Here is a 23135-nt window from a genome sequence, read left to right as displayed (position 1 = left end):
GAATCAGATGGGTCAGTCGCGCAGGGCGGCGGTTGCAATGGCGCCGAAGACGCCATCCAGCTGCTCCGCGACGGCGGCCAGTTTCTCGCCTGCCTCAGGCACATAGGGTGCAAACACATGGCTTGGTGTCTTGTAGGAGAGGGTGGCGGTGCCGTCATCCCCTTCGGTGACATAAAAGCGGATTGGCGCCTCGATCATGGCGGCGGTGGAGAGGTCAAGGATCTGCACCGCGTAGTCATTGGCAAAGACTCCCACGACGCGATTGCCGGGAATGGTTATGCCACGGGCGGCAGCGGCATCGGTGGGGCCGGCCTCCGTCACCACGCCCATATTATGGTCGCGCACAGCCGCTTTCAGATCCGCAAGCAGGGTGGGGTAATCCTTGATGCTGGCGTGCACCGCCCAGCCCTCGCGTGGCTGAAGATCCGCGCCCTGCTCAGAGGCGTGCAATGGGGCGGCCAGAACAAAGGCGGCAATCGCCCCGGCGGCAAGACGGGCAGAGAGTGACTGTGTGACCATGGCGACGGCTCCTGGCTGGCTACGAGACTGGACCGGGTGTACGCGCAACCGGGCTGAAATACTCGTCACATTTCAGTGCGTTTGCCGTCAGGTCTGGGGGGGCGCCTCTGGAACGGTGCCGAAGGGACTCAGGCCCAGCCCTTGCGGAAGAAATGCGGGCTGGCACCGAACTTGCGCTTGAACTGGCGCGAGAAATGCGTCGCGGAGTTGAAGCCGGAGGCCAGCGCGATTTCGGTCACCGACATCGAGGTCTCGTTCATCAGCGCAAAGGCATGGCTGAGGCGCATGTCGGAGTAGACATGCATCGGGCTCTGAGCGAGATAACGCGAGAACAGCCGTTCCAGCTGTCTGCGCGAGATATCAAGCCGGGTGCATAGCGCGCCGATCGACAGCGGCTCCTCAAGCGATTCCTGCATCAGTTGCAGCGCGCTCAGCAGGCGCTGGTTGCGGCTGCCGATGGCGACCGCGTAGTTCGATTTCTGCGGCGCCGCGCCCGAGGTTGAGCGTACGTGCAGACACATGTCGGCGACGATGATGGCGAGTTGCTTGCCGTGACGCTCCTCGATCAGGGTCAGCATCATGTCTGTGGCCGCGCTGCCGCCGCCGCAGGTCATCAGGCTGCCGGTGACCTCGTAGATATTGGGCGAGGGCTTCAGATGCTCGAACCGTTCGACAAAGCCCGGCTGATTTTCCCAATGCAGTGTAAAAGGCTGGTTCTTGATCAGCCCGGCCTGCGCCAAGGCAAAGGCGCCGGTGCAGATGCCGCCCAGCTTGCGCCCGAAGCGATGTTCGCGCCGAAGCCAGTTGAGGGTGATATCGCCCGCCGCATCCTGAGGCTCCACCCCGGCGCAGACAAAGCCCATCCCGTCCGAGGGCAAGGCGCCGAGTGCCATGTCCGGGGTCACCATCATGCCGTTGGAGCAGCGCAGCGGTGCGCCGTCCTCGGTCATGATGTACCAGCGGTAAAGCTTTGTATTGGTGACCTGATTGGCAATCCGCAGCGGTTCGATCGCCGCGGCGACGGGCAGCATTGTCGCCTTGGGCAACAGCAGGAAGTAGAAATCCTGCGGCTCTCCGATGTGCGGGATCGAGAGCGTGGCGGCAGCGCCTTTTTGAACAAAACTGTCGTCGGCCACGGGCGTTTCCATGCTGGCTAAGGGTGCGGGCGCGGGACTATTTGTGTTCGGCGCTCTTATACCAGCTATCCCCGTGGCAGGGATATGTGCCCGGATATTGCGACCTCGGTGCGGTGATTAACGACACCGGAGATCTTCCGCTTGAGGCATCGGCCTGATGATTTGCAGGATCACGCTGCCGCTAAAATGCGGGTGCACCTCTTGCAGCCCATTTTTCGCAGCACTAAGACTCGGGTAATCCTTCGTCGGGTATGGTGCTCGACAAGATCCCAAGACAGGCAGGTCCAATGATTGATCCAACAGAAACCTACATGAACACTCTTGTGCCGATGGTCGTTGAACAGACCAGCCGGGGCGAGCGGGCATATGATATTTTCTCGCGCCTGTTGAAGGAGCGTATCATCTTCCTCAACGGTCCGGTGCATGACGGTATGTCGTCGCTGATCGTGGCGCAGCTGCTGCACCTTGAGGCGGAGAACCCGTCCAAGGAAATCTCCATGTATATCAACAGCCCCGGCGGTGTCGTGACCTCTGGCCTGTCGATTTATGACACCATGCAGTACATCAAGCCGAAGGTGTCGACCCTGGTGATCGGTCAGGCGGCCTCGATGGGCTCCCTGCTTTTGACCGCGGGTGAGGCCGGCATGCGGTTCTCGCTGCCCAACTCCCGCGTGATGGTGCACCAGCCCTCTGGTGGCTATCAGGGGCAGGCGACGGACATCATGATCCACGCCGAGGAGACGCAGAAGCTGAAGCGTCGCCTCAACGAGATCTATGTGAAACACACCGGTCAGGACTACGAGACCATTGAAAAGGCGCTGGAACGCGACAATTTCATGGCACCAGAGCAGGCCAAGGAATTTGGTCTGATCGACGAAATCGTCGAGAACCGTGCGAAGGGTGACGACGAAGAGAGCTGATCCGGCGACTATGCCGGCTTTGTGTTCCCTGTGCACTTGTGTGTGTCAGGGAGCACAATTTGACATTGTGGCCGGTTGGGAGCTGTCCTAAGCTGGTTGGAAATCGGGGCATACTGACACGCGCTGGCCCCGAGGCGGATGGAAAGGTAGACCATGGCGACGAACTCGAGCGGCGACAGCAAGAACACGCTTTACTGTAGTTTCTGCGGCAAGAGCCAGCATGAGGTACGCAAGCTGATTGCGGGACCGACGGTGTTCATCTGTGATGAATGCGTCGAGCTGTGCATGGATATCATCCGCGAGGAGACCAAGGCCTCCGGCATGAAGGCCACCGATGGCGTGCCGACGCCAAAGGATATCTGCGAGGTTCTGGATGATTACGTGATCGGTCAGGCGACGGCAAAGCGTGTGCTGTCGGTGGCGGTGCACAATCATTACAAGCGCCTCAACCACGCCCAGAAGGCCGGGAATGACATTGAGCTTGCGAAATCCAACATCCTGCTGATTGGCCCAACCGGCTGCGGCAAGACCTTGCTGGCGCAGACTTTGGCGCGCATCCTCGATGTGCCCTTCACCATGGCCGACGCCACGACGCTGACCGAGGCTGGTTATGTCGGGGAGGATGTGGAAAACATCATCCTCAAACTGTTGCAAGCGTCCGAATATAACGTCGAGAAAGCACAGCGCGGCATCGTCTATATCGACGAAGTCGACAAGATCACCCGCAAGTCCGAAAACCCTTCGATCACCCGCGATGTGTCGGGCGAGGGCGTGCAGCAGGCATTGCTGAAGCTGATGGAAGGCACCGTGGCCTCCGTGCCGCCGCAGGGTGGCCGCAAGCATCCGCAGCAGGAATTCCTGCAGGTGGACACCACCAACATCCTGTTCATCTGCGGTGGCGCCTTTGCGGGTCTCGACCGGATCATCAAACAGCGCGGCAAGGGCTCTGCCATGGGCTTTGGCGCTGATGTGCGCGACGAAAGCGAAGCGGGCATTGGTGAAACCTTCCGCGATCTCGAACCTGAGGATCTGCTGAAATTCGGCCTGATTCCGGAATTCGTCGGTCGTCTGCCGGTTCTGGCGACGCTCGAAGATCTGGATGAGGACGCGCTGATCACCATCCTGACCAAGCCGAAGAACGCTCTGGTCAAACAGTATCAGCGCCTGTTCGAGCTGGAAGAGACCGAGCTGGACTTCACCGATGAAGCACTGTCCGCCATCTCCAAGAAGGCGATCGAACGCAAGACTGGCGCACGAGGGTTGCGCTCGATCCTTGAGGACATTCTGCTGAACACCATGTTCGAACTGCCGGGCATGGAGAGCGTGACCAAGGTTGTCGTGAATGAGGAAGCCGTCACCTCCGATGCGCAGCCCCTGATGATCCACGCGGATGAAAAGGAATCGGCCACCGCCGGATGATCTCTGTTGGTGTCGAAATGAAATGAACGGGGTCGGTGTCAGCAGGACACCGGCCCTTTTTTCTGGGTGGTCCCGCGGCAGCAGGGGACGCGGGACGCACGGGCGGAACTGATTTGTTTCGGAGGCATAAATGCAAAGCCAGACCTTTTCCTATAGTGACGGGGTGGATGAGTTTGTCGGCCATCTGGTCTGGGACGAAACGCAACAGGGCCCGGCGCCCTGCGTGCTGATCGCACCGGCCTTTGGCGGGCTCAGTGATTTTGAGCGGGCGCGGGCCGCCGAACTGGCGGCGCTTGGCTATGTGGCGCTGGCGGTGGACTACTACGGAAATGGGCTCCGGGTGGAGACGCCCGAGGACGCCAGAGCGCAAATGGCGGCAGTCACCTCAGATCGCCGCGTGTTGGCCCGACGGATGCGGGCTGCGGTCGACGCCGCACGGGACCTGCCGCAGGTGGATGCAGATCGGATTGCAGCCATGGGCTACTGTCTCGGTGGCAAGGCCGTGCTCGATCTGGCGCGCACGGGAGCCGATATTCGGGCCTGCATTCCACTGCATGGTGTCTATGACGCGCCGAATTTCAACAACAAACCGTTTAAGGCCTCAGTTTTGGTGCTGCACGGTTGGGATGATCCTTTGGCTCCGCCTGATGCGCTGCGGGCGCTGGCAGAGGAGCTTAGTCAGTATTGTACAGACTGGCAGGTGCTTGGATTTGGCAGCACGGGACATGCCTTCACAAACCCAAAAGCCCAAGATCAGGCAGGCGGCATGATGTTCAATGAGCGCTCATCAAAGCGGGCCTGGACAGCACTGATCGGCTTTCTTCAGTCCACGCTGGCCTGACCGTGTCTGTGCATAGCAGGATTGTTTAGATTGCAATTCTGCCCCCCCGCGTGATCGCCTACAAAATTGTGAGCAAGACACTGACTGTGCAGACAGAGAAGGATCCCTCATGACCATCAGACGCATTTCCTCCGGCGGTGAATTCGAAGACAAGATCGGATACTGCAGGGCCGTGGTCGCAGGGGGCTTTGTTCATGTGGCTGGCACAGTGGGGCAGGGCGATGATGTGATCTCTCAGTGCCGGTCTGCGCTTGAGACGATCCGGAATGCATTACAACAGGCTGGTGCCAGTTTTTCGGATGTGGTGCGGGTTAACTATTACCTGCCGGATGCCGCCGAGTTCGAACCCTGCTGGCCTTTGTTGAAGGACGCCTTTGGGGATCACCCACCGGCCGCGACAATGATCGAGTGCAATTTGATTGCGCCGCAATTTCGAATCGAGATCGAAGTCACCGCGCTGGCGCCGTCGGCCTGAGGCGCATCAGATGACAGACAAGGCGTCCACCGACATCCGCCCCGCTATCCCAGTGATCCGCATCTTTGATCTGGAGAAGGCCCAGCAGTTCTATCTCGATTATCTCGGGTTTTCCGTCGATTGGGAACATCGCCACGAAGAGGATTTCCCCATCTATATGCAGATTTCTCGGTCCGGATGCGTGCTGCATCTGAGCGAACACCACGGGGATGCGACGCCGGGCTCAACCTGCTTTGTGCCCATCACGGGCGCCATGGCCCTGCATCAGGAATTGGGCGATCGGCGTTATCGCAACATCAAACCGTCGCTTGAGGCTATGCCATGGGGGCTGCAAATCACCGTGACCGATCCCTTTGGCAATCGTTTACGGTTTTGTGAATATCGCGGCGAACAGCCCTCAACCTCCTAAGCGATTGCGTTAAAACTGCCAATTCCCGCCTGCGTCTTCACCACGGGGGCGCGAACCACTGGACCTCGGACGCAGAATGCGCCATATCGGGAACGAGATTTTCGGAGGGACCGATGGGAATCCTGAATACGCTTTTGCAGGCCGTGACCTGGTGGAACGGCGCCACCCTGAACACCATGATCTACACCCGCCGCAAGGGGGTGAAGGTTGGAGAGGACGGTCAGGGCAATGTGTTCTACCGCAATGCCGATGACAGTCGCCGCTGGGTGATTTTCAATGGCGAGGCCGAGGCCTCCCGTGTCGACGCGGATTGGCACGGCTGGCTGCACCGCACCTTCAACGAGGTGCCCAGTGAAAAGCCGCTGCAGCACAAGCCGTGGGAAAAGCCGCATCAGGAAAACCTGACCGGTACTATGCTGGCCTATGCGCCTGCAGGATCAATCCGGGCTGGCGGCGCTCCGAAAGAGCGCAGCGACTACGAGGCCTGGAGCCCCGAATAAAGCAATTTTCTGGGCCATCAGAGATCAACCTGATGACCCGTTTCGATCTGGCCAAAAGGCAGGTTTTGAATGACCCATTCCACGACCGAAGTTCTGACCGGCGGCCTTGTGCTGGTGGTTGCTGCGGGCTTCGCTTTCTATGCGGCGCAGGCGGCGGGCCTGTCCCGCGGCGGTGAAAACTATCCGCTCACCGCGTCGTTCCGTTCCCTTGAAGGTGTCAGCGTCGGCACGGACGTCCGGCTGGCTGGTGTCAAGATCGGCACGGTGACCGGTGTGGAGCTGAACGCAGAAACGTTTCGCGCCGATACGACGTTTTCGGTAAGTAAAGACATCATGATCCCTGACGACAGCGCCATCGTGATTGCGTCCGAAGGCCTGCTGGGCGGCAACTTCGTAGAAGTCATGCCCGGAGGGTCGCCGTTCAATTTTGAATCCGGGGACGAGATTGTGGACACCCAAGGGGCGGTGAGCCTGATTTCACTTCTGGTGAAGTTCGTATCTGGCAGCGGCGGCGACGACTCGTGATGTTTCGACTAACGACAGTTTTGTTTGGTCTCGCCTGCGCCACAACTTTGGCCGCTCAGTCCATCTCTATCGAAGAATTGGCCCCTGCGCCGACCGAGCCTCTGGTGCCCGAGAAACGCGAAACGGTGGAGCGGGTCGAGGCGGAAAAAGGCAATATTGTCAGCCTGCGTGGCCTCGACAAAGTCAACGGCAAGAGCGTTGATGTCGAGCTGCAAACCGGTAGTTCCGCAGAGGTCTTTGGATTGCTGGTGACGTTGAAAGAGTGTCGCTATCCAACCGAGAACCCCTCTGGCGATGCCTACGCCTATCTGAGCATCCGGGATCGTCAGGACGGTAAAGTGTTCTTTGATGGTTGGATGATCGCGTCAAGCCCGGCGCTGAATGCGCTGGACCATCGCCGTTACGACGTCTGGGTCCTGCGCTGCAAGAGCAGCTGAGGGGCAGGGATTTCTGGCGACAGGAAATCCCCGGATTGCGGCAAGGCCTCTGCCAATATTCTGCGATAGCGTGCGCGAGCGATCTCCCGCCCGCCGAGTGAGGCAAGATGCGGCGTAATGAACTGGGTGTCACACAGGATGTAGCCGCCGGCGTTCAGACGATCCACCAGATAGGCCAGGGCGATCTTTGAGGCATCGGTTCGGCGCGAGAACATGCTCTCGCCAAAGAACGCCGCCCCCAGCGACACGCCGTAGACACCCCCAATCAGCTCTGCATCCTGCCAGACTTCCAGCGAATGGGCGAAGCCCATGTCGTGCAATTCCGCATATCGATCAAAGATTTCGTCATTGATCCAGGTCTCTTCCCGATCTGCGCAGCCCGTCACGACCCCGGCAAAATCGGTATTGATCGCAATCTCATAGCCACCTCGCCGAATGCGCTTGGCGAGCGAGCGAGAGATGCGAAACCCATCCAGCGGCAGGATGCCACGACGCTTGGGGTCGACCCAGAACACGTCCGGGTCGTCGCGGCTCTCCGCCATGGGAAAGACGCCGCTGGCATAGGCATGCAATAGGAGATCTGCGCTCAGCGTCATGAGTTGGAGTCTAACACAATGAAAAAAAGGGGCGGCAGAAACTCTGCCACCCCTGTCGTCATCAAGTCTGGTTCACAGGTTGGCGTCGAGCCATTTTTCCAGCCAGTGAATATTGTAATCACCGGTCTGGACGTCCTTTTCCTGCAGCAGCGCGTGGAACAGCGGCACGGTGGTGTCAACGCCATCCACGATCAGCTCGCCCAGAGAGCGGCTGAGACGCGCCAGCGCCTCGTCCCGGTCGCGGCCATGCACGATCAGCTTGCCGATCAGGCTGTCGTAATAGGGCGGGATCGAATAGCCGTCATAGAGCGCCGAATCCATCCGCACGCCCAGACCGCCCGGCGCGTGGAACGCGGTGATCTTGCCCGGGCAGGGCGAGAAGTTCGGCAGTTTCTCGGCGTTGATGCGCACCTCGATGGCGTGACCATTGATCTGCAGATCTTCCTGCGAGAACGACAGTTTTTGACCGGAGGCCACCAGGATCTGTTCGCGCACCAGGTCCTGACCAAAGATCGCTTCGGTCACCGGGTGTTCCACCTGCAGACGGGTGTTCATCTCGATGAAATAGAACTCGCCGTCCTCATAAAGGAACTCGACGGTGCCTGCGCCGGAATAGCCCATCTTGCCGATGGCATTGGCGCAGATTTCGCCGATGCGGGCGCGTTCCTCGGCGGTGATGGAGGGGCCGGGGGCTTCCTCAAACACCTTCTGGTGGCGCCGCTGCAAGGAGCAGTCGCGTTCGCCCAGATGCACGCCGCCACCCTGACCGTCGCCAAAGACCTGGATCTCGATGTGGCGCGGCTTCTGGAGATATTTCTCCATGTAGACTTCGTCGTTGCCAAACGCCGCCTTGGATTCGGAGCGCGCGGTCTGGAAGGCCTGCACGAGATCGGCGGCGGTTTCGGCCACCTTCATGCCACGGCCACCACCACCGGCGGTCGCCTTGATGATCACCGGGTAGCCCATGTCGGCGGCGACCTTCTTGGCGGTCTCCACGTCCGGCACGCCGCCATCAGAACCGGGCACGCAGGGGATGCCAAGCGCCTTGGCTGTGTCCTTGGCGGTGATCTTGTCGCCCATCTGGCGGATATGTTCCGCCGAGGGGCCGATGAAGGTGATGCCGTGATCTTCGACGATCTGAACGAAATTGGCGTTCTCGGACAGGAAGCCATAGCCCGGGTGGATCGCCTGAGCGCCGGAAATCTCGCAGGCGGAGATGATGGCGGGGATCGACAGGTAGCTTTGCGCACCAGAGGGCGGGCCGATGCAGATCGACTCGTCAGCCATGCGCACGTGCATTGCATCGGCATCGGCGGTGGAGTGCACGGCCACGGACTGGATGCCCATCTCGCGGCAGGCGCGGATCACGCGCAGCGCGATCTCACCCCGGTTGGCAATCAGGATTTTGTCAAACATGGCTGCGCCTTACTCGACGATCACAAGCGGAGAACCGAATTCCACCGCAGCACCATCCTCAACCAGGATGCGCTTCACGGTGCCGGACTTGGGCGCCGGAATGTGGTTCATGGTTTTCATCGCTTCGACGATCAGCAGCGTGTCGCCCTCGCTGACCTGCTGGCCAACGCTGATGAAGCCGGACGCGCCCGGCTCTGGGGACAGATAGGCGGTGCCCACCATCGGCGAGGTTACGGCGCCGGGGTGGCTGGCCGGATCCTCGGCAGGTGTGGCTGCGGCGGCCGGGGCGGCGGCAGGTGCTGCTGCGGCCATCGGGGCCGGGGCTGCCACCTGCATCGGCGCAACCGGTGCGGCGGGGAATTGACGGGAAACGCGCACGTTCAGGCTGTCATCCTCGGCATAGTCGCGCTTCACCTGCAGTTCGGTCAGGTCGTTCTCGCGCAAAAGCTCTGCCAGAGCCTTGATGAATGCCACATCTGCTTCATGAGATTTATTTGTCATTTTGTTCCTCGGCAGGGTCCTGTCTGGCCCCGAACGGTTCCGGGGCGGGAATTTGCGGCCTTATAGGCCATAGCTGACCATAAGGAAAGTGTACTCAGTCAGGGCACAGGATGGGGATGAAACCAGCGGTTTACAATGGTTTTTGCAGGGGAATGTTCCGCCGCAGACCTCGCTTAAAGGGGCATGCCGCTGAGTTTTGCCACCAGCTCGGGCAGCTTGCGTGCTCCAAACTTGTCCAGCAACCGCGCCCGGTGAGTCTCTACCGTTCGGTAGGAGAGGTCGAGTTTCAGTCCGATCTCCTTGGCCGAGAGCCCCCGGCAGGTCAGAATGGCCACCTCACGCTCACGCGGGGTCAGGCTGACCACCGGGCGTTCCTCGGACAGGTCGGCAAATGACCACACCCCAGTCAGGAAGGGCTGGCTGATGCTGGTGGAGCGGCCCCGGACACGGCACCAAAACAGCGCGCCGGAGGTGCGTCGCATGATGCGCTCATCATTGTAGACCCCGCTTTGCGCCTCGGGCAGCTGCAGGATCTCTCCGATGCGTTGATAGTCCTCGGCGCTGGGGTAGAGGGCTGCAATCGGCAGCTCGCACAGCTCTGCCGGGCTGCCACCGAAGGTTTCCGCAAATTGGAGGTTGCAGCGCTTGATGACGCGATGCTCAAGCAGGGCCAGACCAACGGGGGCGAATTCAAATGCGGGATCAAACATGGTCTTTGTCTTATGCCGAACACACCGTCCGGGGAAAGAGCGCAGGCCCCGGAGGTCGCAAAAAATGACCGGGCGCTGAAACAGGCCCGGCCGATAAGGTGCGCCCGGCTGTCCAAGACCGTGCGACGGGGAGGAGAGGGGGCTCAGATCGCGAGATATTCCGAACGCAGCTCTTCGTTTTCCAACACCTCTGCCGCGGTGCCGTCAAAGACGATGCCGCCAGTGTCCAGGATCACTGCGCGATCCGCGAGTTGCAGTGCACGCACGGCGTTCTGTTCAACGATGACAGTGGTCATGCCCTGTTCCTTGATGTGAATGAGGGTCTTTTCGATCTCATCCACAATCACCGGGGCAAGACCTTCATAGGGTTCGTCCAGCAGCAGAACCTTGATGTCGCGGGCCAGGGCACGGGCAATCGCCAGCATCTGCTGTTCGCCGCCAGAAAGTGTCACACCCTCTTGTTTGCGGCGTTCGCCAAGACGCGGGAACAGCTCATAGAGCCGCTCGATGGACCAACCGATGGGCGGGGCAATCTGCGCAAGTTGCAGGTTTTCCTCGACGGTAAGGCCGGCGATGATGCGGCGATCTTCTGGCACAAGACCAAGGCCTGCTGCAGCGGCCTCATGGCTGGCCATCAGGTGCAGCGGCTGGTGGTCGAGCCAGATCTCGCCCCGTGTCACCATGGGCGATCCAGTGCGGGCGATCGACCGCAAGGTCGAGGTCTTGCCCGCGCCGTTGCGGCCCAGCAGCGCCAGAATTTCGCCCTCATGGACGTTGAAGTTGATGCCCTGCACGATATAGCTCTCGCCATAATAGGCATGCACATCCCAGATCGACAGGAAGGCAGGGGCGGTGGCCGCCTGATTGGCGCCTTTCGAGAAATCAGGTTTGACGTTCATATCTCTGTCCCCTTGTTACGCGGTTTCGCCGAGGTAGGCTTCGCGGACCTTTGGATTGCCACGAATGTTTTCTGGGTTGTCCTCCACCAGCGGGGTGCCCTGGGCCAATACGGTGATCCGGTTGGCGAGGCTGAACACCACATGCATGTCGTGTTCGATGATGGCGATAGTGATGTCACGCTGGTCGGAAATCTGCTTCAGCAGGTCGATGGTGTTGTTGGTGTCGGCCCGCGCCATGCCGGCGGTGGGCTCGTCCAGCAGCAGCAGGCGCGGCTCTTGGCTGAGGCACATGCCGATTTCCAACCGCCGCTTGTCACCGCGCGACAGCGAGGCGGCATGCATGTGCCGCTTGTCGGCCATGTTCATCTCCACCAGCATATGCTCGGCCTTGTCGATGATGTCCCGCTGCCCCATGACGGACGCGATCGCGTTCAGCTCGAACGCGCCATCCCGCTTGGCCAGACAGGGGATCATCATGTTTTCCAGCACCGTTAGATCGCCAAAGATCTCGGGCGTCTGGAACACGCGGGAAATCCCCATCTGGTTGATCTCATAGGGTGCGCGCCCCAGCACGGACTGGCCATCGAACATCACTGATCCGGTGTCGGGGATCAGCTTGCCCACCAGACAGTTCAGCAGGGTGGATTTACCGGCCCCATTGGGACCGATGATGGCGTGAACGGAGTTCTCCTTCACGGAGAGGTTCACATCCGAGAGCGCCTGCAGGCCACCAAAGCGTTTGCCGACGTTTTTGACTTCGAGAATGCTCATTGATTTCCCTCCTTATTCCGCCGGGTGGGTTTCGTTCTGGCGGGCGTCAGACTTCTTGCGCCCTCTGATCCAGTTGCCGATGCGCTGTCCGCCTTCGACCAGACCGCCTGGCAGGTAGATCACCACCAGCATGAACAGGATGCCCAGGGTCAGGTGCCAGCCCTTGCCGATGAACGGGTAGATGATGAAGACGATGAAATCCTCAAGCCCATCCGGCAGGAAGCTGAACCAGCTGTGCAGAACGTTGCTGTTGATCTTGGAGAAGATGTTCTCAAAGTATTTGATGAAGCCCGCGCCCAGCACTGGCCCGATCAAGGTGCCTGCACCGCCAAGGATGGTCATCAGAACCACTTCACCAGAGGCGGTCCACTGCATCCGCTCCGCGCCCGCAAGCGGGTCCATCGACGCCATCAGCCCACCGGCAAGCCCCGCATACATGCCGGAGATCACGAAGGCCGCCAGCGTGTAGGGTTTGGAGTTGAGGCCGGTATAGTTCATCCGCTGCTGGTTGGACTTCACTGCCCGCAGCATCATGCCAAAAGGCGAGCGGAAGATGCGGATCGACAGGTAGAAGGCCGCGATCAGCACCAGCGCGCAGAGGTAGTAGCCCATGTTGAACTGGAACGCCCAGGGGCCCACCGCCATCTCGTAGGTGCCGCGCATCTCCAGACCAAAGAAGTTGGTCACCGGGATCGAACCATCCGCCGTGGATGTCTGGCCCAGCACCCGCGGGTCATCCAGTGTCAACTGCAGGCCGGTCTCACCATTGGTGATCGGCGTCAACACCGAATAGGCGAGGCTGAAGGACATCTGCGCAAAGGCCAGCGTCAGGATCGAGAAGTAGATGCCGGAGCGCCGCAGGCTCACGTAGCCGATCACCAGGGCAAACAGGCCCGCGATGATGACGCTGAGGATGATCGCCGGCAGCACGTTCATGCTCAGGAGCTTGAACATCCAGACCGCCGAGTAGGAGCCCACCCCGAGAAACGCCGCATGGCCAAAGGAGAGGTAGCCTGTAAGCCCGAAGAGGATGTTGAAGCCGATGGCGAAGATCCCGAAGATCACGAAACGCTGCATCAGGTCCGGATAGCCGGCGTTGAACTGTGCCAGCCCGCTGTCGGTCGGGAACGGGTTCAGGATGAAGGGTGCAAAGATCGCGAGGCAAGCCACAATCAAAAGCAGGGTTGTGTCTCTTTTATCAAGTCCGAACATTGGGTTAGTCCTCCATCACGCCTTTGCGCCCCATCAAGCCACGTGGGCGGACCAACAAGATGATGATGGCGACGAGGTAGATGATGATCTGGTTGATGCCGGGGATCAGGTTGATGGCCCATTCCATCGAGGCAAAGCTTTCGAGAATGCCGAGCAAGAAGCCCGCAAGGACGGCGCCGGGCAGGGAGCCCATGCCGCCCACAACGACCACAACGAAGGACAGCACGAGGAAGTCCATGCCCATGTGGTAGTTGGGCGAATTGATCGGTGTGTACATGACGCCCGCCAGCCCTGCCACCGCGGCGGCGATGCCGAACATGATGGTGAAACGGCGGTCGATGTTGATGCCGAGGAGCCCCACCGTTTCGCGGTCGGCCATGCCGGCGCGCACCACCATGCCGAAGGTGGTGAACTGCAGGAAGGCAAAGACGCCGCCGATGATGAGACAGGCAAAGCAGAAGTAGACGATGCGCCAGACCGGATAGATCAGGTCCATGCCGATCACCGCGCCGAGGTTGGCAACACCGTTCAGCGCGTCGGGCGCGGGCGTTGGGATCGGGTTTGCGCCGTAGAAATACTTGATGACTTCCTGCAGCACGATGGCCAGGCCAAAGGTCACCAGGATCTGATCCGCATGGGGGCGTTTGTAGAAATGCTTGATCAGCCCGCGCTCCATGATGAAGCCGACAGCCACCATGATCGGGATCGCAAAGAGGATCGCCAGTGGCACCGACCAGTCGATGATCGCACCACCGAACTCTGGGCCGAACCAGCTTTCCACATAAGGGGTTTTCACTTTCAGCGGGTTGCCGAGAAAGTCGGTCTTGTCGGGATCCACGGTCTCGTAGCTGAGGCTGAAGATCTTCTGCAGCGTCACCGCGCAGAAGGCCCCGATCATGAACAGCGCCCCATGGGCGAAGTTCACGACACCAAGAGTGCCGAAGATGAGTGTCAGGCCCAATGCGATCAGCGCATAGGCAGAGCCCTTGTCGAGCCCGTTTAGGATTTGCAGAAGGAATGCGTCCATGATCCCCACCTTCCGGTTCGTCTGGGTGGCTGGTTTCGGAGTGCAGCAGCAGGTCACGCCCGATGGCCATCGGGGCGCGTTTCAGGTGGACCTCAGCTGTGCGGGAGAGGGGTGGTCAGGCGCGTGTGCCGCGCCCGACCTGTGCTGTGTGCTCTCGTTTAGGAGCCCGGGTTGCAGGACCCAAGCTGGCCGCCTGCGAACATCGGGTGATCCGCTGCGTATTCGACCTGCGCCCGTGGCGTGACTTCGACGACTTCAAGAAGGTCGAACTCGGATGTCGGGTTCTCTTTCCCGCGCACCACAAGAACGTCCTTGAAGCACTGGTGGTCGTCGCCGCGATAGAGCGTCTTGCCGTTGCCCATGCCGTCGAATTCGAAATCCTCGAGCGCTTCGGCCACCGCGCAGGGGTTGAACGACCCGGCACGCTGCACCGCATCCGCATAAAGCAGCGTTTGCACGTAGCAGGTATGCGCCGCCTGAGAGGGCGGGAAGCCGTATTTGGTACCGAAGGAGCGCACAAACGCCTTGGAGCCTTCGTCCTGCAGCGACCAGTGCCAGTTGGTGGAGCCGTGAATGCCCTTCACGTTGGCCCCGGCACCCTTCGCCATCAGGCGGGAGTAGAGCGGCACGACGATCTCGAAGTTCTTGCCGTTCACTTCCTTCTCGCGCAGACCGAACTGCACTGCGTTGGTCAGCGAGTTGACCATGTTGCCACCGTAGTGGTTCAGCACCAGCACGTCTGCACCGGAGTTCAGCACTGGCGCAATATAAGAGGAGAAGTCGGTCGCCGCGAGCGGGGTCTTCACCGTGTTCACGGTCTCCCAACCCAACGCTTCGGTGGCGGCCTTGATGGATTCTTCCTGCGTCCAGCCCCAGGTATAGTCGGCGGTCAGGTGATAGGCCTTGCGGTCATCGCCATAGAGGTTCTTCAGCACCGGAGCCAGCGCGGCACCAGACATGTAGGCGTTGAAGAAGTGGCGGAAACCGTTGGCTTTCTTGTCCTTGCCGGTGGTGTCGTTGGAGTGGGTGAGACCCGCCATGAAGATGACGCCCGCCTCCTGGCACAGGCCCTGAACCGCAACCGCAACGCCGGAGGACGACCCGCCGGTGATCATGATGGCGCCGTCTTTTTCGATCATCGACTTCGCAGAGGCGCGCGCCGCATCAGATTTGGTCTGGGTGTCGCCGGTGACATATTCCACCTTCTTGCCCAGGATGCCGCTGCCTTCCAGCGCCTTGGAGGTGAAGGTGTTCAGCATACCGCCGTCGCCTTCGCCGTTCAGGTGCTCGACCGCCAGCTGGTAGGCGCGCAGCTCGTCGGCGCCCTCATCCGCATAGGGGCCGGTCTGCGGCACGTTGAAGCCGAGGGTGACGCTTCCGCCGGTGGGATCATTGGTGAAGGCCGAGGCGCTCTGCGCGGTGAAAATCGTCGGCAGCGCCAGCCCGGCGCTTGTCACGGCACCGGTTCTGAGCAAGCCGCGACGGCTTAGGTCTGTCTTGGACATTTGGTTTCCTCCCTGGAATAAAAAAGAGAGGCGCGACTCCTCACTTTCGCGCGTCTCCTCGCATCATTGTGCAAAATGAGTATGGGCGCGTATTGTAAATCATCGCAATAAAACCCTTGTTTTGTGGGGTTTTTCTGTAAAGAAATGTACAGAGGCACCCTGTTTGCGGTAAATTTTCTTATTCTGCGACGCAGAAAGCCTTTGAAAATCCGATGTTTTGCCGGAGGAGGTATCGCCATGGCAGGAGACAGTCTGACCGGCAGCCGCATTCGTGAGCGGCGCCTGATGCTGGGGCTGCGTCAGGCTGATCTGGCACGGGATGTGGGGATCTCCGCCTCATACCTCAATCTGATCGAGCACAACCGCCGCAGAATCGGTGGCAAGCTGCTGGTGACGCTGGCGAATGTGTTGGGCGTTGAGCCGTCGATCCTGACCGATGGTGTCGAGGCGACCTTGGTGGCCTCCCTGCGCGAGGCAGCCGCGGAGGCGCGCACGCCGGCAGTGGAAATAGATCGGGTCGACGAATTTGCCGGCCGCTTTCCCGGTTGGGCGGAAGTGCTGGCTGAAACGCACGGCCGCATTGGCGCGCTGGAACGCACGGTGCGCAGTCTTTCGGATCGGCTGACCCATGATCCGCATCTAGCGGCGTCATTGCATGAGGTCCTGTCCACCGCTGCGGCCATCCGCTCCACCGCGGGCATTCTGGCAGAGCCGGGCGAACTCGAAGCCGAGTGGCGCGACCGATTTCACCGAAATCTGGACGAAGATGCGCAGCGGCTGGCCGACAGCAGCCGGGCGCTTGTGCGGTTTCTGGATGACAGCGACCAGGGGGCGGAACGCCGTGGAATTCCACAGGAGGAAGTCGAGGCGTTCTTTACCGCGCGGGGGTTCTATTTTGCAGAGCTCGAGGCGGGCGAGCGCAGCGCGCAGCAGATTGCGGATGCCGCGTCCGAACTGGACAGCCGTGCCGCCCGCAAACTCGCAGCAGCAGCGCTGGCGGATTACGAGGCGGATGCCCGCGAAATGCCGCTGGCCATCTTGCAGGAAGCGCTAGGGCGCTGTGGCGTCGCACCGGATGTTCTGGCGCGGGAGTTTGGCGTCGATCTGCATCGCATGCTGCGCCGTCTCGCGGTGATCCCGGAAGAGGTTTTGGGACGCCCCGCTGGTCTGGTGATCTGTGACGTCTCCGGCTCGATCCTGTTTCGCAAGCCTGTCGCGGGCTTTTCACTGCCACGGTTTGGGGCGTCCTGCCCGTTGTGGCCGCTGTTCACGGCGCTGTCGCAGCCGGGCAGGCCAATCCGACGGCGCGTTCACCAGCAGGGTCGGGCCGCGCGTGACAGCGCGTGCTTTGCGATCTCCTGGACGGCAGAGCCCCCGATCTTTGACCATGACCCAGTCTTGCGGGCGGCAATGCTGATCCTGCCGTCCCAGCTCCCCGATGAGCCTGTGCCGGAAGACTCGCGCCCCGTGGGGGCCAGCTGTCGCATCTGTGTGCGTCGTGGGTGCGCCGCGCGTCGTGAACCGTCGATCCTGCGGGATGCGGACGGGGCGGAACATGCGCAGATGTAACTGCTGGGTGACAGATGCTTTGGTTCTATGCAAAGATCGCCCCGCACCCGGAGGAACCGGCAAACGGCGCGGTGCATGGGGAGGACATGAGGGACTATGGCTGGACGAGTCGTTCTGATCGAAGACGAAGCCAATATCGCAGAGGCGATCCGCTTCCTGCTCTCACGCGAGGGGTGGCAGGTGAAGGTACATGCAGACGGCAGCGATGCGCTGGCGGTGATCGAGGCCGAGGCGCCCGATCTGGTCATTCTCGACCTTATGCTGCCTGGCAAGAGCGGTATGGAAATTATCCGCGAAATCAGAGAGGTGGAGGCGATGGCTCATCTGCCTGTTCTGATGTTGACCGCACGCGGTCAGCTCAAGGATCGTGAAATGGCGGAACGCGCTGGCGTCACCCGCTTCATGACCAAGCCGTTTTCCAACACGGAAGTGTTGACCGCGGTGCGCGACCTGAACGCTCAGGCGCAGCAAGGAATGCCCTCCGTGTCGTCCATATGCGACGCAGGCTGAGCTGCGCGCGATGATACGCTCCGATGGCGCAGGCGGGAAGGACGAGCTGCGTGCCCCCTTTGTCGAACGGCGTACCTATCGTCGTCGACGCCTTATGGATATCTCGCGCCTTGCGCCCTTCATCGGGGCTCTGCTGTTTCTGGTGCCGTTGTTGTGGGCACGGCGAGAGCTTGACCCGTCAGCTGATGTGGCGCCGGACAGCCAGTCGGGCAGCAGCATGTCCTCAGCGATGATCTATATTTTCTCTGTCTGGATCGGACTGATCCTGTTTTCGTTCGGCTTTTCCATCGCCGTGCGTCGCTGGGCGGTGCATTGGACAGGCAAGGGCGCTCCGACAGAAACCGTAGATGTGTTGACAGAACGCCTGCCGGATGCGGAGGCGGATCGCTCCTCCTCGGAGACGAAGGCATGACCTCACTGAACCTTCTGGCGATGGTCAGTATCGGGTATGTGACCCTCTTGTTCATGGTGGCATTCTGGGCCGATCGGCAGGCTCTCAGGGGGCGCAGCGCGCGCTTCATGCGATCACCGCTGATCTATACGCTCTCATTGTCGATATATTGCACCGCCTGGACGTTCTACGGCGCGGTTGGATATGCGGCACGGTCGGGGATGGAGTATATCACCATCTACCTTGGCCCGACGCTGGTGATGATCGGCTGGTGGTGGGGGCTGCGCAAACTGGTGCGCGTGGGGCGCAGCCAGCGGATCAGCTCGATCGCCGATCTGCTGTCGGCGCGCTACGGCAAATCCAACGTCTTGGCCATCGGGGTGACCGTGCTCGCGGTGATCGCCGTTACACCTTACATCGCGTTGCAATTGCAATCGATCACCCTGTCGGTGGCGATCTTCGCGGAGGCGGATCCAACCCGGAGCCACAACGAAAGCGGCACGGTGTTCTGGATTGCCACCGGGCTGGCGTTTTTTGCGATTCTGTTCGGAACCCGCAATCTCAATGCGAATGAGCGCCACCACGGCGTGGTCATGGCCGTCGCATTAGAGGCGGTGGTGAAGCTGATAGCACTGGTTGCGGTCGGCATCTTTGTCGTGTGGGGGCTGGCCGGGGGCGTGGAACAGGTGCTGGATCGCGTAGACCAATCGCCTATCGGTGGTTGGCAGGTCGATGGCGGGCGATGGACCGCGATCACGTTTCTGGCGGCGTCTGCCTTCGTCTGCCTGCCGCGCATGTTTCAGGTGATGGTGGTGGAGAATGAGGACGAGCGACATCTGCGCGTCGCCGCCTGGGCCTTTCCCACCTACCTGCTGCTGATCTCGATCTTTGTGGTGCCGATTGCGGCTGTCGGGCTGGAGCTATTGCCGGAGGGCGCCAACCCGGATCTCTTCGTGCTGACGCTGCCGCTGTCGCAAGGGCAGAACGGGCTGGCGATGCTGTCGTTCCTCGGCGGGTTTTCCTCGGCAACGTCGATGGTGATCGTCGCCGCCATGAGCCTGTCGACCATGGTGTCAAACCACATCGTGATGCCGATCTGGCTGCGCACCACCGGAGCCTTTGGTGGTGCGTCGGTGTCGGGGGATGTGCGCTCCGTGGTGCTTTTTGCGCGCCGCTTCTCCATCGCTGCCATCATGGGGCTGGGCTATGCCTACTACCAGATTTCCGGCGGAGGGGCCGCATTGGCCGCCATTGGCCTGATATCGTTCTCCGGTATTTCGCAAATCCTGCCTGCGCTTGTGGGCGGGTTGTTCTGGCGCGGTGCCACCCGGTCCGGGGCGCTGGCGGGGCTGTTCATCGGCTTCACGGTCTGGGGATATACGCTTCTCTTGCCGGAGGTTGCAGGCGGGGTGTTCTCGGCCGAGACGCTGATGCAGGGACCGTTTGGCCTGCATTGGCTTCGACCGCAGGCCCTGTTTGGAATCGAGGGGCTGGACCCGATCGTGCATTGCGTCCTCTGGTCCATGAGCCTGAATATTGCCGCCTATGCGATTGTTTCCGTTTGCAGTTTTCCAAGCCCGATGGAGCGCCTGCAGGGTGCGCAGTTCGTGCATGTCTTCGATCATTCCGCAGGACCCGGCGGTTGGACCGGCTCAGTTGCCCAGAGCGAGGATCTGATGATCATGTCCCAACGCATCCTGGGTCCGGACGAGGCGCAGGTGTTTTTTCAGGCGGCATTGAAACGTCAGGGAGGACCCGGGCCTCTGCCGGAGCCGACGCCGGTTTTCCTGGAACAATTGGAGCGCGAGCTGAGCGCCTCGATCGGGGCGGCTGCAGCCCATGCGATGATCGGTCAGATCGTCAGCGGGGCGGCGGTGTCGGTTGAAGATCTGTTGGCTGTGGCGGACGAGTCGGCGCAGCTTCTGGAGTATTCAAGTCGGCTGGAGGCGCAGTCTCAGGAACTGTCGCGCACTGCGCGGCAGCTGCGTGAGACCAACCAGAAGTTGACGCAGCTTTCGGAGCAGAAAGACGTCTTTCTCAGTCAGGTCAGCCATGAATTGCGCACGCCCATGACCTCCGTCCGGGCGTTCTCAGAGATCCTGCGGGATGAGCCGGGGCTGAATGCACAGGAGCAGCACAAATACGCCTCGATCATCCATGACGAGGCTCTGCGTCTGACGCGGCTGCTGAACGATCTGCTTGACCTCAGTGTATTGGAGAGCGGTGAGGTGACGCTTAATGTGTCTCACCGTCATCTGTCGGATATTCTCGACCATGCCGTCGCATCCGCACTGGCCGGGGCAGATGGGCCCCTGCGCGTCACGCGGGATCGCACAGCGGAGGCAATGGAGGTGGAAACGGATGTGGACCGGCTGTCGCAGGTCTTTATCAATCTCATTGCGAATGCTCAGAAATATTGCACAGCCGTTGCGCCAGAGTTGCAAATTTCCGTTTCCAATACGAACGGGCAGGTTCATGTCGATTTTTGTGACAATGGCGTGGGCATCCCTGCAGATTTCCACGAGATGATTTTTGAAAAATTCTCGCGGGCGACACCGGAACGTGCTGGTGGGGCGGGGCTTGGCCTGGCGATTTGCAAGGAGATCATGCGCCGTCTTGGAGGCGATATCAGCTTTCAACCAGCGCTTGCGGGGGCGGCGTTTCGTGTAACTTTTCCAATTCAGATGAAAATAGAAGAAATCCGCTGAATTCTGTAAAGGTCTTGGTAACCAGCTCTGGGCTAAAACCAGTTTCATACGGGTGTGGAAGGCTCAGGTTCATTTTATGACTGACAAGGATCAAAGCGAGGATGGCAAGCGCGCGGTCGGGGGACTGGCGCGAAAACTTGCGGCCTCAAAAGAGGGCACAGCAGGAACAGGTGGCTCGATCACGCTGAAGGCCTTGCGCAGGTCTGTTGCGCGTGCAGCGGAGGACCTGTGTGAACTGCCCATGGCTGTGATTGCAGCGCGCCAGACCAACCGCGTGCCAGAGGATCTCAGTGGACTGCTGTCCGACAAGCATCTGCTGGTGGTGCTGGATTGTCCCGAAGGGCGCATCGGCGCGGCCACATTCGACGCGGCGGCGGTGACCGCGTTGATTCAACAGCAGACCATGGGCACCGTGCTTGGCATGTACGGTGACGAGCGAAATTATACGCCCACGGATGCCGCCATGGTGGCGGAGTTCCTTGAAAAAATGTTCTCCAAGGTCACGGCCTTGCTTGAGGAGCAGACCGATCTGCGCATCTTCGAGGGCTATCGCTTTGGCGCTCAGGTTGAGGATGTGCGCACGCTGGTCCTTGGAATGGAAGCTGATGACTATCGCGTTATCAACCTCAATGTGGATCTGGCGACCGGCAAGATGCAGGGCGAGATCTGCTTGGTGCTGCCGGAACCGTCGGTCGAGGAATATGACGAATCCAATTCGGTGAGCGGGCCGCGCCTTGGCTCCAGCGTCGGCTCAATGCGCGCAGAGCTTTCGGCCGTCCTGTGCAAGAAGCGTATTCCACTGCGCCAGTTCTCTGGTCTGAAAGCAGGCGATTTGCTGCCGCTGGATCAGGCCTATCTCTATGAGACTGATCTGATTGCGATCAACGGTCAGCATATTGCGAAGGGACGACTCGGTCAGATCAACGGCGCTAGGGCCGTGCGTCTCAATGAGCAGCGCACCCGGTTGGTTCCGAGCAACGAAGGTGTCTTCTCTGACGGCATTGGGCAGGGCGCAGCGCCCGCACTCGAAGACAATACATTGGACCTGTCGATTGCGGCACAGGGGCTGCAAGAGCCGGGCGATGGCCTCGGCGATGATTTTGGCGGCATGATGGGTAACGATTTCGGCGGAGACATCGGGGGAGGCCTGGGCGGCGACCTTGGTGGCAATCTCGACGGCGGGCTCGATGCGGGCGATATGCCGATGGGTGATTTTGCTGGCATGGGGGAGCTTCCGGAACTGCCGATGAACGATCTCGGGGATTTCAACGCAGATGATGCCGCGGCAGAGATTTCGGAACTTGCGGGCCTCAATCACGAGCTGCCTGAAACCGGCACTTAAGGTCGACGAGGCGCAAATGGCGCGAAACGCGTCTGAGCAACCAGTTGTGAGCAACGCGTGGTGTGTTCTGTCGAAAATGGCCCGGCATTTCATGCGCGGGCCATATGCAATGTGACTTTATCGAGCGTTGGAAACAGCCTCAGCCCTGTAGCGCTTCCAGAGTTGGGCGCAAACCAGACAGGTCATAGCCCGCTTTCTGCGTTGTCGACATTATCTCGTCCACCGAAACGTCGGACGCTTGGCCCAGGGCCCAGATCACAGAACAACGTGTTCCGGACGCACAATAGGCCAGTACCGGACCGTCTGCATTTTCAAAATAGGCACGTTGCTGAGCGACGTTCTCTGGGGTCATCGTTTGATGTGTCAGGGGCAGGACATGAAAGGTCAGACCGGCGCTTTCGACAGCAGCACGAATCGTATCCGCCTGATGGCTCGGCGGAACCTCCGCATCAGGACGGTTGCAGATCACGGTCGTGAAACCGGCTGCGGCAATGTCGGGAACATCCTCCACGGAGATCTGCGGAGTAACCGAATAGCGGGGCGTAAGCGTGCGTGCATCCATGGCGTTTGTTTACGCGTTTGCCGCGCGCTGGTCCAGAACGAAGCACAGGCGCGCTCCCGGCACAGCCGTGCCGACGCGCACCCAGCGACAGAGCCCGTGCAAGGGTGAGGCGGCTGCAACCTCTCTGGACATGAGACAGTACCGCAACGTTTTGGCGCCGCGTTCGCGTCGACGTCCCGCGAGGGCGCGCCGCCAGCACAGGAATGGCGGGGCTGATCCGGAATTTTCTGGTTTC

Annotated in this window: 25 protein-coding genes; 13 read left to right on the top strand and 12 right to left on the bottom strand. The window is 60.5% G+C overall.

Annotated features, from left to right (window positions below; genetic code table 11):
- Positions 1-12: 12 nt before the first annotated feature.
- Both CLV89_RS16580 and CLV89_RS16575 read right to left on the bottom strand, forming a co-directional pair.
- On the bottom strand, positions 13-519 hold the full coding sequence (locus tag CLV89_RS16580) for a DUF302 domain-containing protein (protein WP_106164787.1): 507 nt from the start codon (positions 517-519) through the stop codon (positions 13-15).
- Between the two features lie 128 nt (positions 520-647).
- Positions 648-1655 (bottom strand): GlxA family transcriptional regulator, encoded by a 1008-nt coding sequence (locus CLV89_RS16575; RefSeq protein WP_106164786.1) that lies wholly within the window; start codon positions 1653-1655, stop codon positions 648-650.
- Between the two features lie 287 nt (positions 1656-1942).
- Here CLV89_RS16575 and CLV89_RS16570 point away from each other — a divergent pair, with 287 nt between their 5' ends.
- The 8 genes from CLV89_RS16570 to CLV89_RS16535 all read left to right on the top strand — a co-directional run bounded on the left by CLV89_RS16570 (position 1943) and on the right by CLV89_RS16535 (position 7181).
- Positions 1943-2575 (top strand): ATP-dependent Clp protease proteolytic subunit, encoded by a 633-nt coding sequence (locus CLV89_RS16570; protein ID WP_106164785.1) that lies wholly within the window; start codon positions 1943-1945, stop codon positions 2573-2575.
- Between the two features lie 153 nt (positions 2576-2728).
- Positions 2729-3994, top strand: a complete 1266-nt coding sequence (gene clpX / locus CLV89_RS16565) for an ATP-dependent Clp protease ATP-binding subunit ClpX (protein ID WP_106164784.1) — start codon at positions 2729-2731, stop codon at positions 3992-3994.
- A gap of 130 nt (positions 3995-4124) precedes the next feature.
- A complete protein-coding gene (locus CLV89_RS16560) occupies positions 4125-4835 on the top strand; it encodes a dienelactone hydrolase family protein (RefSeq protein WP_106164783.1) in 711 nt (236 codons plus the stop codon).
- Between the two features lie 109 nt (positions 4836-4944).
- Positions 4945-5310 carry a RidA family protein gene (locus tag CLV89_RS16555; RefSeq protein ID WP_106164782.1) on the top strand — a complete coding sequence of 122 codons (366 nt, stop codon included), beginning with the start codon at positions 4945-4947 and terminating at the stop codon, positions 5308-5310.
- A gap of 10 nt (positions 5311-5320) precedes the next feature.
- Positions 5321-5719: a glyoxalase superfamily protein gene (locus tag CLV89_RS16550; RefSeq protein ID WP_106164781.1), complete on the top strand. Its 399-nt coding sequence runs from the start codon at positions 5321-5323 to the stop codon at positions 5717-5719.
- A 113-nt stretch (positions 5720-5832) separates the two neighbouring features.
- On the top strand, positions 5833-6219 hold the full coding sequence (locus CLV89_RS16545; RefSeq protein WP_106164780.1) for an NADH:ubiquinone oxidoreductase subunit NDUFA12: 387 nt from the start codon (positions 5833-5835) through the stop codon (positions 6217-6219).
- Between the two features lie 69 nt (positions 6220-6288).
- Entirely contained in the window at positions 6289-6744 is a 456-nt protein-coding gene (mlaD, locus tag CLV89_RS16540) for an outer membrane lipid asymmetry maintenance protein MlaD (RefSeq protein ID WP_106164779.1), read from the top strand.
- Positions 6744-7181, top strand: coding sequence for a DUF2155 domain-containing protein (locus CLV89_RS16535; protein WP_106164778.1), 438 nt, complete (start codon positions 6744-6746; stop codon positions 7179-7181). Before mlaD ends, CLV89_RS16535 begins: the two co-directional genes overlap by 1 nt.
- Here CLV89_RS16535 and aat read toward each other — a convergent pair.
- The 9 genes from aat to CLV89_RS16490 form a co-directional block, all read right to left on the bottom strand.
- A complete protein-coding gene (aat, locus tag CLV89_RS16530; protein WP_106164777.1) occupies positions 7145-7777 on the bottom strand; it encodes a leucyl/phenylalanyl-tRNA--protein transferase in 633 nt (210 codons plus the stop codon). The genes CLV89_RS16535 and aat overlap by 37 nt on opposite strands.
- A gap of 72 nt (positions 7778-7849) precedes the next feature.
- Positions 7850-9193: an acetyl-CoA carboxylase biotin carboxylase subunit gene (accC, locus tag CLV89_RS16525; protein WP_106164776.1), complete on the bottom strand. Its 1344-nt coding sequence runs from the start codon at positions 9191-9193 to the stop codon at positions 7850-7852.
- A 9-nt stretch (positions 9194-9202) separates the two neighbouring features.
- Positions 9203-9694: an acetyl-CoA carboxylase biotin carboxyl carrier protein gene (gene accB, locus CLV89_RS16520; RefSeq protein WP_106164775.1), complete on the bottom strand. Its 492-nt coding sequence runs from the start codon at positions 9692-9694 to the stop codon at positions 9203-9205.
- A gap of 173 nt (positions 9695-9867) precedes the next feature.
- The gene (locus tag CLV89_RS16515; protein WP_106164774.1) at positions 9868-10404 is read right to left on the bottom strand and encodes a PAS and helix-turn-helix domain-containing protein; all 537 of its coding nucleotides are present in this window, start codon (positions 10402-10404) and stop codon (positions 9868-9870) included.
- 143 nt (positions 10405-10547) lie between these two features.
- The gene (locus CLV89_RS16510; protein ID WP_106164773.1) at positions 10548-11303 is read right to left on the bottom strand and encodes an ABC transporter ATP-binding protein; all 756 of its coding nucleotides are present in this window, start codon (positions 11301-11303) and stop codon (positions 10548-10550) included.
- Between the two features lie 15 nt (positions 11304-11318).
- Complete coding sequence (locus tag CLV89_RS16505) at positions 11319-12074, bottom strand: ABC transporter ATP-binding protein (protein WP_106164772.1); 756 nt, start codon at positions 12072-12074, stop codon at positions 11319-11321.
- A 12-nt stretch (positions 12075-12086) separates the two neighbouring features.
- Positions 12087-13286 (bottom strand): branched-chain amino acid ABC transporter permease, encoded by a 1200-nt coding sequence (locus CLV89_RS16500; protein WP_106164771.1) that lies wholly within the window; start codon positions 13284-13286, stop codon positions 12087-12089.
- A 4-nt stretch (positions 13287-13290) separates the two neighbouring features.
- Positions 13291-14313 (bottom strand): branched-chain amino acid ABC transporter permease, encoded by a 1023-nt coding sequence (locus CLV89_RS16495; RefSeq protein ID WP_106164770.1) that lies wholly within the window; start codon positions 14311-14313, stop codon positions 13291-13293.
- Positions 14314-14471: 158 nt separating this feature from the next.
- Positions 14472-15818 (bottom strand): substrate-binding protein, encoded by a 1347-nt coding sequence (locus tag CLV89_RS16490; RefSeq protein ID WP_106164769.1) that lies wholly within the window; start codon positions 15816-15818, stop codon positions 14472-14474.
- A gap of 237 nt (positions 15819-16055) precedes the next feature.
- Here CLV89_RS16490 and CLV89_RS16485 point away from each other — a divergent pair, with 237 nt between their 5' ends.
- The 5 genes from CLV89_RS16485 to CLV89_RS16465 all read left to right on the top strand — a co-directional run bounded on the left by CLV89_RS16485 (position 16056) and on the right by CLV89_RS16465 (position 22338).
- Positions 16056-17387 (top strand): helix-turn-helix transcriptional regulator, encoded by a 1332-nt coding sequence (locus tag CLV89_RS16485; protein WP_106164768.1) that lies wholly within the window; start codon positions 16056-16058, stop codon positions 17385-17387.
- A gap of 96 nt (positions 17388-17483) precedes the next feature.
- Positions 17484-17897, top strand: a complete 414-nt coding sequence (locus CLV89_RS16480) for a response regulator transcription factor (protein ID WP_106164767.1) — start codon at positions 17484-17486, stop codon at positions 17895-17897.
- A gap of 10 nt (positions 17898-17907) precedes the next feature.
- Positions 17908-18309 (top strand): hypothetical protein, encoded by a 402-nt coding sequence (locus CLV89_RS16475; protein ID WP_106164766.1) that lies wholly within the window; start codon positions 17908-17910, stop codon positions 18307-18309.
- A complete protein-coding gene (locus CLV89_RS16470) occupies positions 18306-20996 on the top strand; it encodes an ATP-binding protein (protein WP_106164765.1) in 2691 nt (896 codons plus the stop codon). The genes CLV89_RS16475 and CLV89_RS16470 overlap by 4 nt, the downstream gene beginning before the upstream one ends.
- Before the next feature lie 76 nt (positions 20997-21072).
- Positions 21073-22338, top strand: coding sequence for a FliM/FliN family flagellar motor C-terminal domain-containing protein (locus CLV89_RS16465; RefSeq protein ID WP_106164764.1), 1266 nt, complete (start codon positions 21073-21075; stop codon positions 22336-22338).
- Positions 22339-22477: 139 nt separating this feature from the next.
- Here CLV89_RS16465 and CLV89_RS16460 read toward each other — a convergent pair whose 3' ends face one another.
- Positions 22478-22900: a protein tyrosine phosphatase family protein gene (locus CLV89_RS16460; RefSeq protein WP_106164763.1), complete on the bottom strand. Its 423-nt coding sequence runs from the start codon at positions 22898-22900 to the stop codon at positions 22478-22480.
- Between the last annotated feature and the right edge of the window lie 235 nt (positions 22901-23135).

The sequence above is a fragment of the Tritonibacter scottomollicae genome, from assembly GCF_003003215.1.
Lineage (GTDB): Bacteria > Pseudomonadota > Alphaproteobacteria > Rhodobacterales > Rhodobacteraceae > Epibacterium > Epibacterium scottomollicae.
Note: the sequence above shows the minus strand (reverse complement) of the source record. Positions and strands in the feature narration are given on the sequence as shown.

What these genes read in the sequence shown, in the direction of transcription:
- CLV89_RS16580 (WP_106164787.1), bottom strand. Translation starts at nt 519, where the DNA reads ATGGTCACACAGTCACTCTCTGCCCGTCTTGCCGCCGGGGCGATTGCC.
- CLV89_RS16570 (WP_106164785.1), top strand. Translation starts at nt 1,943, where the DNA reads ATGATTGATCCAACAGAAACCTACATGAACACTCTTGTGCCGATGGTC.
- clpX (WP_106164784.1), top strand. Translation starts at nt 2,729, where the DNA reads ATGGCGACGAACTCGAGCGGCGACAGCAAGAACACGCTTTACTGTAGT.
- CLV89_RS16560 (WP_106164783.1), top strand. Translation starts at nt 4,125, where the DNA reads ATGCAAAGCCAGACCTTTTCCTATAGTGACGGGGTGGATGAGTTTGTC.
- CLV89_RS16555 (WP_106164782.1), top strand. Translation starts at nt 4,945, where the DNA reads ATGACCATCAGACGCATTTCCTCCGGCGGTGAATTCGAAGACAAGATC.
- CLV89_RS16550 (WP_106164781.1), top strand. Translation starts at nt 5,321, where the DNA reads ATGACAGACAAGGCGTCCACCGACATCCGCCCCGCTATCCCAGTGATC.
- CLV89_RS16545 (WP_106164780.1), top strand. Translation starts at nt 5,833, where the DNA reads ATGGGAATCCTGAATACGCTTTTGCAGGCCGTGACCTGGTGGAACGGC.
- mlaD (WP_106164779.1), top strand. Translation starts at nt 6,289, where the DNA reads ATGACCCATTCCACGACCGAAGTTCTGACCGGCGGCCTTGTGCTGGTG.
- CLV89_RS16535 (WP_106164778.1), top strand. Translation starts at nt 6,744, where the DNA reads ATGTTTCGACTAACGACAGTTTTGTTTGGTCTCGCCTGCGCCACAACT.
- aat (WP_106164777.1), bottom strand. Translation starts at nt 7,777, where the DNA reads ATGACGCTGAGCGCAGATCTCCTATTGCATGCCTATGCCAGCGGCGTC.
- accC (WP_106164776.1), bottom strand. Translation starts at nt 9,193, where the DNA reads ATGTTTGACAAAATCCTGATTGCCAACCGGGGTGAGATCGCGCTGCGC.
- accB (WP_106164775.1), bottom strand. Translation starts at nt 9,694, where the DNA reads ATGACAAATAAATCTCATGAAGCAGATGTGGCATTCATCAAGGCTCTG.
- CLV89_RS16515 (WP_106164774.1), bottom strand. Translation starts at nt 10,404, where the DNA reads ATGTTTGATCCCGCATTTGAATTCGCCCCCGTTGGTCTGGCCCTGCTT.
- CLV89_RS16510 (WP_106164773.1), bottom strand. Translation starts at nt 11,303, where the DNA reads ATGAACGTCAAACCTGATTTCTCGAAAGGCGCCAATCAGGCGGCCACC.
- CLV89_RS16505 (WP_106164772.1), bottom strand. Translation starts at nt 12,074, where the DNA reads ATGAGCATTCTCGAAGTCAAAAACGTCGGCAAACGCTTTGGTGGCCTG.
- CLV89_RS16500 (WP_106164771.1), bottom strand. Translation starts at nt 13,286, where the DNA reads ATGTTCGGACTTGATAAAAGAGACACAACCCTGCTTTTGATTGTGGCT.
- CLV89_RS16495 (WP_106164770.1), bottom strand. Translation starts at nt 14,313, where the DNA reads ATGGACGCATTCCTTCTGCAAATCCTAAACGGGCTCGACAAGGGCTCT.
- CLV89_RS16490 (WP_106164769.1), bottom strand. Translation starts at nt 15,818, where the DNA reads ATGTCCAAGACAGACCTAAGCCGTCGCGGCTTGCTCAGAACCGGTGCC.
- CLV89_RS16485 (WP_106164768.1), top strand. Translation starts at nt 16,056, where the DNA reads ATGGCAGGAGACAGTCTGACCGGCAGCCGCATTCGTGAGCGGCGCCTG.
- CLV89_RS16480 (WP_106164767.1), top strand. Translation starts at nt 17,484, where the DNA reads ATGGCTGGACGAGTCGTTCTGATCGAAGACGAAGCCAATATCGCAGAG.
- CLV89_RS16475 (WP_106164766.1), top strand. Translation starts at nt 17,908, where the DNA reads ATGATACGCTCCGATGGCGCAGGCGGGAAGGACGAGCTGCGTGCCCCC.
- CLV89_RS16470 (WP_106164765.1), top strand. Translation starts at nt 18,306, where the DNA reads ATGACCTCACTGAACCTTCTGGCGATGGTCAGTATCGGGTATGTGACC.
- CLV89_RS16465 (WP_106164764.1), top strand. Translation starts at nt 21,073, where the DNA reads ATGACTGACAAGGATCAAAGCGAGGATGGCAAGCGCGCGGTCGGGGGA.
- CLV89_RS16460 (WP_106164763.1), bottom strand. Translation starts at nt 22,900, where the DNA reads ATGGATGCACGCACGCTTACGCCCCGCTATTCGGTTACTCCGCAGATC.